Raw genomic sequence first — 15,030 nt, 5'->3', positions numbered from 1 at the left:
GATGTCCATAATTAGTGCCAAGCGGGCGAATCATCTCCGCTTCGGTGGACGAGCTTTGGCGTGGGCCACGGCGACGATCGTCCTCGCTTCATCCCTCGGTACGTCCGGGGGCGCCTCGGCCGACACCTTCCGCTCGGAGTGGCTCGGTGGCGCGTCGTCCTCGGGTGTCGGAACCGCTTCTCCGGGAAACCTCGCGCAGTTCTCTGAGTCCTTTCCTGATCCCTGCAAGAGGCGCTGCAACGTCCGCGGCTGTAAGTGCCCGCCGGGACCGAGGGGCCCCGAGGGGCCGCGAGGACCCGCAGGTGCGACCGGCCCGACCGGCCCCGCCGGGCCTTCCACGGGCAGCACCGGCCCGACCGGCCCGATGGGCCCGACCGGCCCGGCCGGGCCTTCCACAGGCGTCACCGGCCCGACCGGCCCGACAGGTCCCGCGGGTGAGACCGGGGCGCAGGGGCCCGGCGTGAGCCTCGACAGCGCGCAGGCCAACAACAAGTACTTCACCCTGCTCGTCCCGGCCTCCGGAGGCCTGTTCGTCAGGGACTCGAGCAAGATGCCGACCTGGCAGGATCTGACGCCGCTCGTTCCGGGAGGTGAGACGGTCGTCGCGGCCACGATCGTGGACCAGGGCGAGCCGGCCAGCAACGACATCGCCATCTCCATCCTCACCGCGGACGGGGACGTCTACCAGACCTCGTGCCGCGTCACGGGCACCTACACCTGGCCCACGAACTGCAGGCCCTTCGTCAGAAACACGCCGCCGGTCGACTGAGGGACGGCAGGAGTAGTCGCGGCACCGTGTCCGGGACATCCCGGGCACGGCCGCTCACTCACTCATTGCCACGTGCATACGCGACCCAGATGTTGCGGCGCCGTCAGGGTGAATCTCCGGAGATATGGTGCGGCCGTCACCAGCCAGTCGTGTCTTTTCCTCAGGGGCCATCGTGGGACCAGCGAGCGTCAGTATCCCGTCCGTTCTCACTCCTTCGCCCGTCAAAGAGCGGTCTTGGATCTCCGCCCTCGTGGCGGGCTGGCTGGCCCAGGCCGCTCTTCGTGTCATCCTCGGATTCCAGCACGCGGTGCCCCTGCTGATTCCCGATGAGTCCGGATATCTACTGGCCGCGCGGCTGCTGTCGGGCGGCGCCGCGAGCGACCTGTCCTGGCGGACGTTCTACCAGGGCGGCTATCCGCTGCTCATCGCCCCGGCGTACTGGCTCAGCGACGACCCCGCAACCGTCTATCGCCTGGTCATCGTCATCAACGCGATGGTCGGCGCGGGGCTGCTGGTCCTGGCCTATCTGGCGCTCCGCCGGATGGGGCTGCCGAAGGGCAAGGCCTATGTGCTCGCCCACGTCACCGCGCTCGTTCCCTCCGCGGTGTACTACTCCCAGTTCGCGCTCACCGACGCCGTCCTGCCGGTGGTCGTCCTCGGCTGGCTGCTGCTGCTGCACACCTGGCTGGACGGCGGCGGCAGGTCTTACGCCGTCGCGGCGAGCGCCACGGTCGCCTTCGCCTACAGCACGCACGCGCGCGGGCTCATCCTCCTCGGAGTGCACGCCTGCCTGCTCGCCCTTGTGGCCGCCCTGCGTGGCCGTACGGCCCGACGTGACCTCTGGCCCGCGGCCGCCGTCGCGGCGGTCGGAGCCGGCCTCGGCTGGGCGCTGAACGCGTGGGTGCGGCACCAGATCTACCCGAGCGGCGTCGCGCCGCTCGGGGACTGGCTCATCACCCGGCTGACCAGCTGGGACGGCCTGGCGTGGACGCTGTCGGTGGCCACGGGCCAGCTCTGGCACGCGATCGTCGCCACCTGGGGACTGGCGGGCGTCGGCCTGGTCGCGCTGGCCGCCCTCATGCTGCGGCGGAACGCGCCTTCGGCGGACCGGCTGGTGGCGGGCGCCACGGTGGCCGCCGTGGCCGGCGTCGCCCTGGCCACGGCGGCCGCCCTGCCGAGCGAAGGCACGGTCGCCAACCTCGCCTACGGCAGGTATCTGGCCTGCCTGACGCCCGTGCTCCTCGCCGTGGGGCTGACGGTGCTGACCCGCGCCCGCCGCGTCGTGGCGCTCAGGGCGGTGCTCGCGGCCGCGGCCCTCACCCTGGTGACGATGGCGATCGTCAGGCTGCACGCGGGCGAGCGACTGACCCGCGACTTCTTCGGCGTGTTCGACTTCCCCGAGATCTCCTTTCTCACCTGGAACTGGGGGTCACTCGACCTCGGCCTGGCCACGCTGACCGCTGTGCTCGCGCTCACGCTGGCCGCGCTGGTGAGGGCCACGGCGCCGCGCGGGACAGGGCCGGCCGTCATCGCCGCGGCGTGCGTGGCGGCCGAGTGCGCGATCGCGGGAGTGACCGTGGCGAAGGTCTCCGCGCCGTGGGGCGACGTGCTGAGCTTCGCCACCGACCTCACCCCCGCCGGCCTACGTCCGCAGGACAGGGTGGGCGTCAGCTACGAGGGGCTGCACTGGCGCATCTGGGTGTCGCACGCGGTCCAGGTGCCGACCAGGCTGGTCCCCGTCGACCTGCGCAGGCCCGAGGGGCTCCCGCCCGACGTGACCCTCGTCGTGGTCCCGTGGCGGGCGGGAACGCCCAGCCAGAGCACCTGGCCCGCGGCGCCCAAGGGCTGGTGGCCGGTGATCAGCAACCAGAACCACGCGGGGAACTGGGTGGCGTGGCGCCGTTCGCCCTCGCCCGCCACCTGATCCTGTCAGACCTTCGTCGCACGGCCGTCGGTCAGCTCGCACCGGCCGTCCACGCACGAACGCCGCAGCCTGCCCATCGAGATGGTCTCCACCAGCCCGATCGCCCAGCAGGTGGGGCACCCGCGCAGGGCGAGCAGGCCGACAGGGGCGAGCACCAGACTCACGAGCCCCAGCGCGGGCAGCAGCGCCACCGAGGCGATCAGCGCGCCGAACCCCACCACGCCCCGTACCAGGTGCCGGGGGAGCGAGGCGCTGGCGAAACTGCTTCGATCGTCAGACATCGTCGCCCCCCACGGCCTGGTCGTGTGTGCCGTGCAGGGTGCGGTTGACCGTCGCGCGGGCGCGGTGCAGGCGCGACTTCATCGCGGGGACGCTGAGGCCGAGCGCGTCGGCGACCATCCGCCCGCTGTACCCCTGGACGTCCCGCATGATCAGCACGTGCCGCAGGTCGGCGGGCAGGGCGGCGATCGCCGTCGCCACCCTCCCGGCCTCCAGCCGTCGCACCACCTCGTCCTCGGCCGACAGCGTGGGCGTGTCCTCCACCGGGGCGTGGTGGTGCAGCACGAGCCGCGACCTGCGCAGGCACTCGTTGCGGACGATGCGGAACATCCACGAGGCCAGCGCGCCCGAGGCCCGCAACATCCCGATCTTGCGATAGAGGATGATCATCGCTTCCTGCGCGGCGTCCTCCGCGTCCTCCGGCGAGGCGCACAGCGCGTGCGCGAACCGCCGTACGTGCGGGTGCGCGCCCGACACCAGCGCGGCGATCGACTCGACGTCACCACCCTGCGCGGCGACGATCAGCTGCCTTCCAGGCCAGGTCGTCTCAGCCACGCGAGCGCCTCCGCCGGCGCAGCACGACAGCGCACGTGCAGACGAGCGCGGCCGCGACGATGACCACGGCACCAACGATCATGACAACCTCCGGATCCTGTGCCGGCATTGTCGCCGACACGTATAAGAGGCGCGAACAGCCCCAAAGGATTCACGCCGCGTCAACGGCCTTCGGAGGTGGGACGGTGGTGCACGTACTCCACCACCGTCCCGTCCGGGTGGCGTGCGTTGAAGCCCGCGCCTGTGGGCACCTGCTGCAGCGGGAAGATGATCTCGGCGCCCTCGGCCACCAGCCTGTCGTGGTACGGCACGACATCGTCGACCAGCAGCGTGCCCGTGGTGCTGCGGAAGGGGGCCAGCGCCTCGGCGTCGCCCTCGATGACCAGGAACGCCCCGACCGTCGCCAGGCGCAGGCCCGCCTCGGGGAAGTCGAAACGCGCGTCGGCCTCGACGCGCTGCAACCGCTGGTAGAACTCGACGCTCGCCTCCAGCCTCCCCTGCGGCACGAACACGCGGATCAGCACGCGGGGCTCGGTGAGGGTGGAGGAGTCGGTCTGCTTTCGCCATAGCCGTGTCATGTGATCGAGCATCGCGGAGAAGCGCGGGCGCAGGCAGGTGAGGATTGATGGTGGTAGCCGTACTCATAGGATTCCTGCCCATGAACGCCTCACTGCGCCGCGAGCTGGGCGCGCACCTGCGCGCGGCCAGAGAGCAGGTCACCCCCGCACAGGCCGGGCTGGACGGCGGCGGCAGGCGGCGCACGCCCGGGCTGCGCCGCGAGGAGGTCGCGGCGCTGGCGGGGGTGAGCGTGGCCTGGTACACGTGGCTGGAGCAGGGCAGGGCGCGCACGACCAGGCAGGTGCTCGACGCGATCTGCCGCGTGCTCGGCATGGACGCGGCGGCCCACCGGCACACGCTGTCGCTGGCCGGGTTCCTGCCGGCGGCGCCGAGAGCGGGCCGGACGCCGATCGTGGTGGGGGAGGCGACGCGGGCGCTGGTCGACGGCTGGGCGACGACTCCGGCGGCCGTCCTGGACGAGCGGTTCGACGTCCTGGCAGCCAACCGGGCCTACCGTCTCGTCTGGGGCGATCCCGATGCGGCGCCCGCCGAATGGCGCAACGCCCTGCTGCTGCTCGCCGCGCCACACGTCGGCGGCGGGCCGTACCGGGTGGTGGCGGAGGAGCCGCTGCTGCGCGGGCTGTACGAGCAGTTCCGCGCCGACACCGCGCACTGGCCCGACGACGGGCGCGCCGCCGAGATCGTCGCCCTGCTCACCAAGGAGCGCCCGGACGCGGCGCACTGGTGGGAGTGCAGGGCGGTGCAGGACTTCGCGCCGATCACCGCCGCCGTCGAGGGGGCACGGCAGGGCCTGCGGCTGACCTTCTCCCTGCTGCGGCCCGTCGCCGAGCAGGGCCTCTACGTCTTCGCGCACACTCCCGCCGACGAGCGGAGCCGCGAGGCGCTCGCCGCGCTCATCAGCTGATCCTGCCGGGTGGATCGGTTCACCACTGAGGGAAGTCGGCCAGCTCGTCCACGGCCGTCTCCAGTGCCGCATCGACGCCGCGTTCGACCATGGTCTGATAGGCCGGGTCGCCTGCCGCCGCGGTGCGCCTGATGCCTTCGGCCGAGGCGCTGACGCGTTGGCGGACGATCTCGACGAACTGCCCGGCAGGGCCGCTCCACCCGTAGGTGTCGAGGAACAGCCGCAGCCTTTCGGGTCGGTCGGCGAGCGCGGTGAAGCCTTCCGCCGCCACGACGTGGCGAGCGTGCAGCGGCACCCAGGCGAAGGCGGTGAAGGCGAGATCCCACTCCGGGGTGACCGGAGCGGCGAAGTCCCAGTCGAAGAAGCCGACGAGGCGTCCGTCGGCCCAGGCCGCGTTGTAGGGGGCGGCATCATTGTGGCCGACGATGAGGCCGGGCCGCCAGGTCCCTCCCTCGCGCCACACCGCGTCCGCAGGCGGGACGAAGCTCGCCACGGCGGCGTGGAAGTCGCGCAGCCAGCGAGCCACCTGGCACAGCGCGTCCTCGCTGTGTACCCACGTGGGCCATGGCCGTGCGGTCCCGACCACGTCGCCTGGCAGGAACGTGAGCACCTCTCGGTCCTGGTCGTCGAACCCCAGCGCCCGTGGAGCTCCGTCGAACCCGACGTTCTCCAGGTGCTGGAGAAGCGCATGCACCGAGGACGTCCACGGGCCACGGGCGCGGCGGACGGTGTCGCCTGCCCGAACCGCGCCGCCCGTGTTCCCGCCGGGGAGGCGTTGTTCTTCCATCACGGTCCCATCCTGGCCCACCTCGGGTCATAGCCACCTGCAACTGACCTACAGCCGGGCTCCAGGTGATACACAGGTCCGTCGCGATGGACTCATCAACGTTCCGACGAATGAGGAGGAGTCATCGATGTCGCGTTTCTCCAGGGCGGGTAAGCGGGCCGTGGCCGTCATGCTCGGCGCCGTCGCCGCTGTCGTGATCAGCGGCGCCACCGCCGCCCCTGCCCACGCGCAGCCCAACGACGGCTACATCGTCTGGGAGTGGTGTTTCGACTGGGAGGACGGCTTCTTCGGCCAGTGCGGCCACTACCTGTGATCGATGACCCGGAGCCCCCGTCGGGGCTCCGGGTCGTCCGGCCGCTCACCCGCCGACCGAGGCCGCCCCGGCTCCGACACCCACGGCCTACTCGGGCGATCCCTCACCGGCGGTGCCCGCCCCCGTCATGAGGCATCTGCGCGCGTGGCTCCTGCGGCAGACGTGGACGTCCATTCCCCTGAACTACGGTGAGGTGCGCATCGAACCCGCCGACACTCAGCAGGGGAGGCCGCAGACGCCGCCGCCCCGCTCCAGTCGAAGGCCGGTAGCAGCACGAAGGCCCGCCGCGCGGCGGGCCTTCGGCATGGCGGGAGATCAGCCGCAGTGCACGTTGTCGAGCTCGCGGGTCACCCAGGCCGGTACCGTTCCCGCAACGTCAATGCACTGCCCGGGCGCCGAGACGTACACCGGGCCCGCGTAGTAGGTGAACTCCCCGGCATTGGTCTGTTCCCCGCTGCCGTCGCCTCTCGAGATCGTGACTCGCTTCCAGCTCCTGGTGTTGGCGTAGGGGCCGTAGCCGTAGGTCAGGGCGCAGTTCTTTCGGGCGCTGGAGCTGTAGTACACCTCCAGCGTGCCCGTGCGGGTCCCGTCTCCTCTGGAGATGGGGTAAACGCCGACCCTGGAGTAGCTGCTGCCACAGGGGCCGGCGGCGCTGGCCGGAGCGGCGCCCACCACCAGCGTGGTAGAGGCAGCAAGGGCCGCGCCGGCCAGGAGGGTCGCCAGCTTACGTGTGCGCACGAATGTCCTTTCGATGGCCATTGGTGTGATCATGACTACCACCGGCTGTCGGCCCCCACCCACGAGTCGTGCTCAATGTGACGGGTCGCACATGTGAGACGGGCCATCGGGTGCGGCCGCATCCCGGAAGCACACGGCCCGCTGTGGGGCAGGGAGGCAACCGTACGATCCAGGCACGGCCCGCGCACTCAACCCGCCAGCTCCGCCAGCCACGGATGCCCGGGGTGCACGCGCTCCAGCCACTCACCAAGGAGAGCCCGCCGTGCCCGGCCCAGCAGCGGCAACACCCCGTCGAAGTCCGCCTGATCCTTGGGCCGCGACGCCTTCGCCTTGAACAGCAGCACCACCTCCGGCACCAGGTACGGGATCCCGTCTGCCGTCCTCTCGATGATCGCGTCGTAGGGCAGCCGCAGCCCCTCGTCACGTCGGCAGATCCACGTCTCGCCCTCATGCGGCTCGCGGAAGACGTCGAACAGGAACTGACCGCTCGCCGGATCCCGCAGCCAGGTTTGGTGCGTGGCCGACAGCGCCTCAGCTCCCGCCCCCGGCCAGACCCGTCCCGAGCCCACCGCGTCAAAGACGTACTCGGGGAAGCGGTCTCGAATCTCCGGGAAGCCCGCCGCGGGCACGGCGATCTCCAGATCGCCGTGCGGCCGTGATGGCCCCCCGCGGAACAGATCCAGCGCCCACCCGGCCGCGATGCACCAGGGCGCACCGATCCCGGCCAGCCGCTCCGCGACCTGTTCCGGCCGCCAGGCGTCCGCCCACCGCGTATGCAGTTCCTCGGCATCGAGCACAGCGCCGCCCGGCGGCAGAGATTCGGTCATCGGCACAACGTACTGTCGCGACCCGGCCGGGTGCGGCTTTCTTACGGGGACCGACGTCAGGCCCTACCAGAACGGATGCCGACCGCATTGCTTTCCGGTCACCGAGATCCCGCACCCATGGCAGTGTGTCGAACCAGTGCTGGACGAGAGGGGCGTCTTCGACATCCCAGCATGCGTGCCGGTCTCCAGCAGCAACTCGACCCCGACAGCGGTGACTCGGCGAGCTCCTAGACGATTGGCGGGCGGCCGGCACGAGTCAGCCGCAGCACGGTGCCCCACGACATCGGCCGGCGCTGTCCGTGGCCGCCCTTGAGCCCTTCCAGAAGACCGGCGAACCAGACGGCCAGGTTGGCGCGGGAACGGATGCGAGCGGCGCTGAGCAGCGTCCAGATCACAGGGTAGAGGGGGATCAAAGGCGCAGGCAGGCGGCGGTAGGCGAGCCAGACACGGTTGCGGGCGATGAGTCGGTGGAAGCCCGCATGTCGTGCGGGGTCGGTCGCAGGGTGGGCAAGGGTATCCGGAGCCGGGAGGACGGCGTCGTTGTCGAAGAAGAAGAGGAACTCGCCCCGCGTGTAACGCTCCACAGGCGGGAGCGGCGCCACCTGCCGGGGACGAGGGAGGTGGTCTCTTCGCGTGCTGTTCTCCCCGTCTCAACCTGGATCACCCTAACCCTGCGCGGTGCGCGCGCCGTGGTGCATGCCGTGGGAGCGCTGAGCGATGCGGCGAGCTCCCCAACGAACCGGATGTCGCAGGCGTCGCCGATCGTGCGACCCGACGGCTGAACCGTGCGAGCAGGCGCACGCGACAAACGCCCAATCTGACATTTCCTGGTATTTAGAGGATGCTGCTACGTCTCTCGTGTGTGGGAAGTGGCGGAGGTGATGGGTGTACACGCAGCCGACGTACGAGGTCGACACGGTTCTCGCGGCGAGGAGTGGCGACCGCGCGGCCGTCGATGAGCTGGTCAGGGACCATCTGCCGCTCGTCTACAACATCGCGGGCCGCGCGCTCGACGGGCATCCCGACGTGGACGACGTGGTCCAGGAGACCATGGCCAGAGTCGTGGGCGGGCTGCCGGGTCTGCGCGATCCGGAGAGCTTCAGGTCGTGGCTGGTGGCCATCACCATGAGCCAGGTGCGGGACTGGCAGCGCGCTCGTACGCCCGCCGACTCCGTCCTCGACGAGGTGCGCGGCATGGCCGACGCGGGTGCCGACTTCGTCGGGGTGACGGTCATCCAGCTGGGCCTGTCAGGGCAGCGCAAGGAGACCGCTGAGGCGACGCGCTGGCTCGATCCCGACGACAGGCAGGTGCTCTCCCTGTGGTGGCTGGAGGTGGCGGGCCGGCTGAGCAGGGCCGAGCTCGCCGCGGGCCTGGGGGTGAGCGAGCAGCACGCGGCCGTGCGCGTCCAGCGGATGAAGCGTCGTCTGGAGAGCTCGCGCGCCGTGGTGCGGGCGGTGTCGGCGTCTCCACGTTGCGGGGCGCTCGCCGAGGTGACGATCGGCTGGGACGGCGCGCCGAGCTCCTTGTGGCGCAAGCGGATCTCCAAACATGTCCGAGAGTGCGGCACCTGCGCCGACCAGCGAGCCGACCTCGTGCCCGTCGAGGGCCTGCTCGCCGGGCTCGGCCTGGTGGCGCTCCCCGCAGGACTCTCGCTGGGCCTGCTGGTCAAGGGCAAGGCGGCGACCGCCGCCGGGTTGGCGGGCACGTCGCTGGCCACCAAGCCGATCGCGGTGGCCGCGATCGGAGTCACGGTCATCGCGGGCGGCGCGGCGGTCGTCCAGACCCTCCAGCCGGCCCAGGCGCCCAGGCCGCGCGCCGTAGCCTCCTCTCCTGCGCCCACGCCGGCGCGAGCCTCGCCGACCGCTGCCGTTCCGTCCTCGCCCGCGCCTGCCGCCTCGCCCACGCCGACCCCTGCCAGGACCCGCACGCGCAGCCGCTACGGGAGCGTGGTCGACGTCGTCGATCACGCTCCGCCCAGGAACCGCCCGCCCGCCCCGCTGCCCGCGCGTGCCGCCGGAACGCTGAGAATCAGTGGGAAACACGGCTATTCGCGGCACGGCGGCGCCCCCCAGATGACGCACCGCGGGGACTTCATCACGATCACCGGCAAGGGCTACATCGGGGTGAGGTGGGGCATCCTCTACCGCAACAGGATCGGCCACTTCCCGCCCGCCACCTGGACAGGGCTGAAGGGCAGGCTGTTCCACGTCGCCTCGGGCGGCGGCCGGCGCATGGACGACGAGCAGGCACCGGGTGTCACCTGGATGGGCGCTCCCGACACCGGCGTCGTCAGGCTGCCCAAGGGCCACCAGCAGATGTGGCAGAACGAGTTCTACTACCTCGACGGCAGCGTCACCCTGCACAACAACGAGGGCGGCACCGACGTCGACCTGTCGGTGGCGCCCAGGACCTGGCGCGAGGTCTGGGCGGACCTCACCGCCAAGCCCGATCCGGCCAAGGGCATCGTCCGCTACGGCCTGACCCGTGACACCGGTGACGACCGTGCCCCCGTCCCCCAGTACGTCACCAGGGCCCGGCCGGTCGATCCCCACCGGGTCCCCCAACGCAGTCAGGTATGAATCCCGATTTTGTGTTATCCGCAAGCGGCTCCCGCGTCTCCTGTGCCGAAGTGACCATGACGAAAGGACCGAGATGATCACGCAGACCAGCCGGCGGAGCCTGCTCAAGGCGGCCCTGATCGGCGCCGGAGCCGCCGTTGTGCTGCCGCCCGCGGCCCGCGCCGAGGCCGCGGGCTTCCGGCATCCAGGACTGCTGCACACCCAGGCCGACTTCGACCGGATGGCCGCTCAGGTCAACGCCGGCGCGCAGCCGTGGAAGGCGGGATGGGACAAGCTGGTGGCCAACGGGCGCTCCAGGAGCACGTGGACGCCTCGCCCGCTCGCCACCGTCATCCGCGGCGGGACAGGGCAGAACATCGGCCAGATGTGCGTCGACGTGGCCGCCGCCTACCAGAACGCGCTGCGGTGGAAGATCAGCGGCGAGAAGGCACACGGCGACGCCGCGACGAGGATCCTCAACGCCTGGTCAGGCAGCCTGCGGACGCTCACAGGCAACGCCGACCGCTTCCTTGCCGCGGGGATCCAGGGTTGGCAGTGGGCGAACGTCGCCGAGATCATGCGAGGCTACCCGGGCTTCGACTTCGAGCGCTTCGCCTCGATGCTGGTGAAGGTCTTCTACCCACTGAACGAGCAGTTCCTGACCAAGCACAACGACGCCTGCGTCTCCAACTACTGGGCCAACTGGGACCTTTGCGCCATGGCCTCTGTCCTGGCCATCGGCGTCCTCACCGACGACGGCGCCAAGGTCAGCCGGGCGGTGGAGTATTTCAAGCACGGCGCGGGCAACGGCTCGATCATGCGCGCGGTGCCCTTCCTGCACCCCGGCGGACTCGGACAGTGGCAGGAGAGCGGTCGCGACCAGGGGCACAGCAGCCTCGGCGTCGGCCTCATGGGCGTGATCTGCGAGATGGCCTGGAACCAGGGCGTGGATCTGTACGGCTACGCCGACAACCGCTTCATGAAGGGCGCCGAGTACGTGGCCAGGTACAACCTCGGCCACGACGTACCGTTCACCACCTACAAGTGGGAGAACGGCAGGAACTGCGCGCCGCAGCAGCAGACGACCGTCTCGGCGGCGGGCAGGGGCATGAACGACCCGGTATGGGCCCTGGTGTACAACCACTACGTCGTGCGCAGGGGCCTGGACGCGCCCTACATCAGCGCGTACGCCGAGCGGCTGGCGCCGGAGGGCGGCGGCGGAGACTACGGAGGCAGCAAGTACGACCACCTCGGGTTCGGCACGCTGACCTTCACCAGGAACCGTCCCGCGGGGGCACTGCCGATCGGGGCGGCCAGGAAGCTGCGGCCGGTCAACCTCACCGGCGCGTCGGTCGGCGAGCGCGACGGCCTGGGCCATCTCGACAGCACGGCCATCGCGTTCACGATCGTGCCGGGACTCGCCGGCGAAGGCTACTCCTTCGTCGCCCCCGACGGCCGCTACCTCAGGCACAGGAACTACAGGATCCGCTTCGACGCTCCGAACGGGACCGCCCTCTTCGAGCGCGACGCGACCTTCCTGGCCAGGGCAGGCTCCAGGAGCGGCTCCGTCACGCTGGAGTCGGTCAACTACCCGGACCGGGTCGTCCGCCACCGCCACCGCCAGCTCTGGCTGGATCAGCGGCAGGACACGCCGGCCTTCCGCGCCGACAGCTCCTTCACCGCCGTGCCATAGCGACGCCCGCCGAAGACCGCCCAGCCGGTGGCCGTACGGGCCGCGCGTGGCGTGGTCGGCGCCGCGGTCGGCGGACGCCTCACCGACGCCCGGCAAGACTTCCACCCCGAGTCCGAGAGCCGGAAGCCCTGGTGCGGTCCTCGGCGGTTCGCACTAGTCAGGGACCGGTGTGGAGGGCTGCGTGGCTTGCCTGACGCGGCGGGCGATCACCGCGTACGTCTGGCGGGCCTTGCCCCCCGCCGTCCCACCCGTGCTCCGTGCCGTGCTCGGCCACCCACCGGACGACCTCGAAGGCCTGGCGCGGCGGTGCGGGAAACGGATGCTGCGGCGCGACCATGTAGTCGACGTTGACCACCACCACCTCGGCCTCGGCGGCCAGATACCGGCACAGCGGGTCGTCCAGCCGCACCCCCCACATGACGAACCCGCCGCCGTGGAAGTTGACGTGCACCGGCGGGCACGGGTCCTGGCCGGCAGGGCGGTAGACGACCGCCCGCGCCGGCGCTATCGACGTCGGGATCGTGATGTCGTCCGTGTTCCCCGCGAACTCCGGCACCGTCATCCCCCTGCGCCTGGCGACCATGTCGAGGGTGACGGCGGCCAGGCCCTGCATCACCCGCGCCACAGCGGCGGCGACCCAGGGCGTGCCGAGAACCGACATGTCTGTCCTCTCTCGATGCGGTATGCGATGGGATCGTCAGCGAGCCGTCCGGTCCGCGCGGCCCTCCTCGGGCTCATTGTCCCGCCACCTCCGGGGCCTGGCCGGCGACCGTGACCTTCAGCAGCGCGGAGGAGGTCAGCACGGTGCCCAGTGGCGCCTGGGCCGCGGCGGCGTCCGAGACGACGCTGCGCCTGCCCAGGTAACGGTAGGTCGAGGGGTCGAAGATGTACTCCTCCTGGATGCCGAGCCCCGGGTTGGTCCTCGCCGCCGCGACCCCCGTGCGGCCCGCCGCGTCGACGGCGCTGTCGACGGTGGTGACCCCCCGGATGGCCGCCGCCGCCCTGAACAGCGCGGCGCGCTGCGCCCTGGGCAGGTACGCCTCCGCGAGCATGTCGCCGACCCGGTTCCACGCTTCGGCGTCGGCCTCGGGGCCGCTGCCGAGCCCGGTGTAGAGGTGCCGGTACATCTGCTCGGGTTGCGTGGGAAGGCGGCTCAGGTAGGCGTAGTCGGTGCGCAGGTACTCGGCGCGCTGGTCGAAGTCGGCGAGCTTCTCGGGCCCGCTGCGGCCCGGGCTCGCCACGGCGTGCGAGGGGATCGGCCAGCCGGGGTAGGGCCGGGGCTCGAGGGCCTGGCTCTCGATGAAGCCGCCCGTCGAGTCGCCCTCCACGGGAAGCCACACCTTGCGCTCGGAGCGGGACAGGTACCGGTGATGGCCGGCGGCGTCGTTGACCTCGGCGGGATCCATCGTCCGCGACTCGAAGACCAGGAACTGCCCGGGCTTCGGGCGCAGCTCGGGAAACTCGTCCACCCGCCTCGCCGCTGTGGTGAGCACCTCCTCCGCGCTCGCGGGCATGGTGTGGATCACCGTTGGCGCGCTCGGCCAGGCCGTGATGGCGGCCACGGCCGCCGCGCTCGCCGCGACGGCGACCAGCCCCGCCGCGAGTCCGAGCCTGAGCCTGCCGGGGACGCGCGGTCTCCGCGCGGGGCCCGCCGGGGTCGGATCGGCGATGGCCGCCAGCAGCCGGTCCTGCTGACCACGGAGGTCGTCCAGGCCGGGACGCGGGATCTCCGAGCGGAACCTCTCCAGCTGGGTCATCTCATTCATAGACCGGCTCCTCACTGACGGTGGCCATCGGGTCGTACGCGCCGAGCGCCTTGCGGAGTCTGAGCCGGGCGCGGTTGACGCGCGAGCGCACCGTACCGAGGCGGACGCCCAGCGCCTCGGCCGTCTCGGGATAGCTCAGGCCCGCCCACGCCACCAGCAGCAGCGTGTCGCGCTGCCCTTTGGGCAGCGCCGCCAGCGCGCCCGCCAGACTGCGGCGGGCGGCCTCAGCGCTGACCCGCTCGTCGCTGCGCTCCGCGAACGAGGCCGTCACGGGGTCGGCGCCGGTGCGCTCCACCACGCGCAGCTGGCGCACCTCGGCGCGCACGTGCCGGCTCATCAGGTTGGTCGCGATCCCGTACAGCCACGGCCGCGCGTTCGGGCGCGCCAGGTCGTAGGAGTTCCGCTGCCTGAAGGCGGCGAGGAAGGTCTCCGCCGCCACGTCGTCGGCAGCGTCCTCGCCCAGCCTGCGGGTGACATAGCGGGTGATGTCCGGCGCGTGCCGGCGGAAGACCTCGGCGAAGGCCTCAGGCTCGTGCAGGGACCTGGCGATGACGGAGGCGTCATCGCCCTCGGGCCCGCTCGTTTCACTCATTCTCGGCCTCTCGGCTCTGGATCGGGTCACCCGTTGTTGCCGATCCGGGCGCGAGCGGTTCCCTTTACCTCAGGGAGCGGCCGGCCTCAGGGAGAGACGTGCTTGTGATAGTGGCCGGCGGTGAGCTCGCGGACCTCCACCGTCGTCTGGACGGTCTCCGCGACGTCCTTGCGATGCCGGACGGCCAGGTCGAGGACGGCCTGGCCCAGCAGCCTCCTGGTCTCCTCGCTGCGACCGGGCAGGATCGCCACCTCCACGTGGATCATGGCATGGGAGGCCGCCCCGTCCCCGATGACGCCCTCCTCGATCCGGTGGAAGCGCGTCTTGAAGCTGTCGAGGTCGGAGTCGATGAGCGCGCCGGCAGTCGTGTGGACGGCGAGCGCGAAGGCGCGGCGCTCGAACGCGTCGTCCAGCGCCGCGGAGTACTCGACGGTGATCTGGGGCATGGGCGCTCCTCGTCAGGTGGTGAGCGGATGCTCGGCACCGTAGCGGACGAGGGGGCTCGGGCGGGCGTCGCATGGACCCGCCCAGGCGATTGTCGCCGCCATGCCGGCCGCCTTGACACTGGGTGCGACTCGGCAGCGACGACCGGGTAGGGGAGTCACACGACGGCGACGGCGTCGATCTCGACGAGGAACTCGGGGCCGGCCAAGCCGGCCACGACGTGGACCGTGATGGCCGGGGGCGGGTCGGCCCGGTTCCACACCTCCTGGAAGGCGGCCACACCCTCGTCGAAGGTGTTGCC

At 71.4% G+C, this 15,030-nt stretch carries 17 protein-coding genes; 6 read left to right on the top strand and 11 right to left on the bottom strand.

Going from position 1 to position 15,030, the window contains the following annotated elements:
* Positions 1-460 precede the first annotated feature (460 nt).
* Positions 461-769: a hypothetical protein gene (locus tag ABFX50_RS25525; RefSeq protein ID WP_346149871.1), complete on the top strand. Its 309-nt coding sequence runs from the start codon at positions 461-463 to the stop codon at positions 767-769.
* A gap of 250 nt (positions 770-1,019) precedes the next feature.
* On the top strand, positions 1,020-2,693 hold the full coding sequence (locus tag ABFX50_RS25520; RefSeq protein WP_346149870.1) for a hypothetical protein: 1,674 nt from the start codon (positions 1,020-1,022) through the stop codon (positions 2,691-2,693).
* Positions 2,694-2,698: 5 nt separating this feature from the next.
* Here the strand turns inward: ABFX50_RS25520 and ABFX50_RS25515 are convergent, their stop codons facing one another.
* From ABFX50_RS25515 to ABFX50_RS25505, 3 genes are all read right to left on the bottom strand, one after another.
* On the bottom strand, positions 2,699-2,974 hold the full coding sequence (locus ABFX50_RS25515; RefSeq protein ID WP_346149869.1) for a hypothetical protein: 276 nt from the start codon (positions 2,972-2,974) through the stop codon (positions 2,699-2,701).
* Positions 2,967-3,527, bottom strand: coding sequence for an RNA polymerase sigma factor (locus tag ABFX50_RS25510; protein ID WP_346149868.1), 561 nt, complete (start codon positions 3,525-3,527; stop codon positions 2,967-2,969). Before ABFX50_RS25510 ends, ABFX50_RS25515 begins: the two co-directional genes overlap by 8 nt.
* A gap of 161 nt (positions 3,528-3,688) precedes the next feature.
* Complete coding sequence (locus ABFX50_RS25505) at positions 3,689-4,105, bottom strand: VOC family protein (RefSeq protein WP_221240963.1); 417 nt, start codon at positions 4,103-4,105, stop codon at positions 3,689-3,691.
* 80 nt (positions 4,106-4,185) lie between these two features.
* Here ABFX50_RS25505 and ABFX50_RS25500 point away from each other — a divergent pair, with 80 nt between their 5' ends.
* Positions 4,186-5,010: a helix-turn-helix domain-containing protein gene (locus tag ABFX50_RS25500; protein ID WP_346149867.1), complete on the top strand. Its 825-nt coding sequence runs from the start codon at positions 4,186-4,188 to the stop codon at positions 5,008-5,010.
* A 19-nt stretch (positions 5,011-5,029) separates the two neighbouring features.
* Here ABFX50_RS25500 and ABFX50_RS25495 read toward each other — a convergent pair whose 3' ends face one another.
* Complete coding sequence (locus ABFX50_RS25495; protein WP_346149866.1) at positions 5,030-5,797, bottom strand: phosphotransferase; 768 nt, start codon at positions 5,795-5,797, stop codon at positions 5,030-5,032.
* A 127-nt stretch (positions 5,798-5,924) separates the two neighbouring features.
* On the opposite strand from ABFX50_RS25495, the gene ABFX50_RS25490 reads away from it, so the two are divergent.
* Positions 5,925-6,110, top strand: coding sequence for a hypothetical protein (locus tag ABFX50_RS25490; RefSeq protein WP_346149865.1), 186 nt, complete (start codon positions 5,925-5,927; stop codon positions 6,108-6,110).
* A gap of 315 nt (positions 6,111-6,425) precedes the next feature.
* On the opposite strand, the gene ABFX50_RS25485 is transcribed toward ABFX50_RS25490, so the two are convergent.
* From ABFX50_RS25485 to ABFX50_RS25475, 3 genes are all read right to left on the bottom strand, one after another.
* Positions 6,426-6,848 carry a hypothetical protein gene (locus tag ABFX50_RS25485; RefSeq protein WP_346149864.1) on the bottom strand — a complete coding sequence of 141 codons (423 nt, stop codon included), beginning with the start codon at positions 6,846-6,848 and terminating at the stop codon, positions 6,426-6,428.
* Positions 6,849-7,036: 188 nt separating this feature from the next.
* On the bottom strand, positions 7,037-7,675 hold the full coding sequence (locus ABFX50_RS25480) for a nucleotidyltransferase domain-containing protein (protein WP_346149863.1): 639 nt from the start codon (positions 7,673-7,675) through the stop codon (positions 7,037-7,039).
* Positions 7,676-7,902: 227 nt separating this feature from the next.
* Positions 7,903-8,259 (bottom strand): hypothetical protein, encoded by a 357-nt coding sequence (locus ABFX50_RS25475; protein WP_346149862.1) that lies wholly within the window; start codon positions 8,257-8,259, stop codon positions 7,903-7,905.
* 301 nt (positions 8,260-8,560) lie between these two features.
* On the opposite strand from ABFX50_RS25475, the gene ABFX50_RS25470 reads away from it, so the two are divergent.
* Complete coding sequence (locus ABFX50_RS25470) at positions 8,561-10,255, top strand: RNA polymerase sigma factor (RefSeq protein WP_346149861.1); 1,695 nt, start codon at positions 8,561-8,563, stop codon at positions 10,253-10,255.
* A 73-nt stretch (positions 10,256-10,328) separates the two neighbouring features.
* Complete coding sequence (locus ABFX50_RS25465) at positions 10,329-11,927, top strand: AbfB domain-containing protein (protein WP_346149860.1); 1,599 nt, start codon at positions 10,329-10,331, stop codon at positions 11,925-11,927.
* A gap of 157 nt (positions 11,928-12,084) precedes the next feature.
* Here ABFX50_RS25465 and ABFX50_RS25460 read toward each other — a convergent pair whose 3' ends face one another.
* From ABFX50_RS25460 to ABFX50_RS25445, 4 genes are all read right to left on the bottom strand, one after another.
* Positions 12,085-12,588, bottom strand: a complete 504-nt coding sequence (locus tag ABFX50_RS25460) for an alpha/beta hydrolase (protein ID WP_346149859.1) — start codon at positions 12,586-12,588, stop codon at positions 12,085-12,087.
* 73 nt (positions 12,589-12,661) lie between these two features.
* Positions 12,662-13,693, bottom strand: coding sequence for a CU044_5270 family protein (locus ABFX50_RS25455; RefSeq protein ID WP_346149858.1), 1,032 nt, complete (start codon positions 13,691-13,693; stop codon positions 12,662-12,664).
* Entirely contained in the window at positions 13,686-14,285 is a 600-nt protein-coding gene (locus ABFX50_RS25450) for an RNA polymerase sigma factor (protein WP_346149857.1), read from the bottom strand. Before ABFX50_RS25450 ends, ABFX50_RS25455 begins: the two co-directional genes overlap by 8 nt.
* A gap of 86 nt (positions 14,286-14,371) precedes the next feature.
* Positions 14,372-14,731 (bottom strand): 5-carboxymethyl-2-hydroxymuconate Delta-isomerase, encoded by a 360-nt coding sequence (locus ABFX50_RS25445; RefSeq protein ID WP_346149856.1) that lies wholly within the window; start codon positions 14,729-14,731, stop codon positions 14,372-14,374.
* Positions 14,732-15,030: the final 299 nt, after the last annotated feature.

It is taken from the genome of Nonomuraea recticatena (assembly GCF_039533245.1).
GTDB lineage: Bacteria > Actinomycetota > Actinomycetes > Streptosporangiales > Streptosporangiaceae > Nonomuraea > Nonomuraea roseola.
This window is presented reverse-complemented; position numbering and strand designations above follow the sequence as displayed.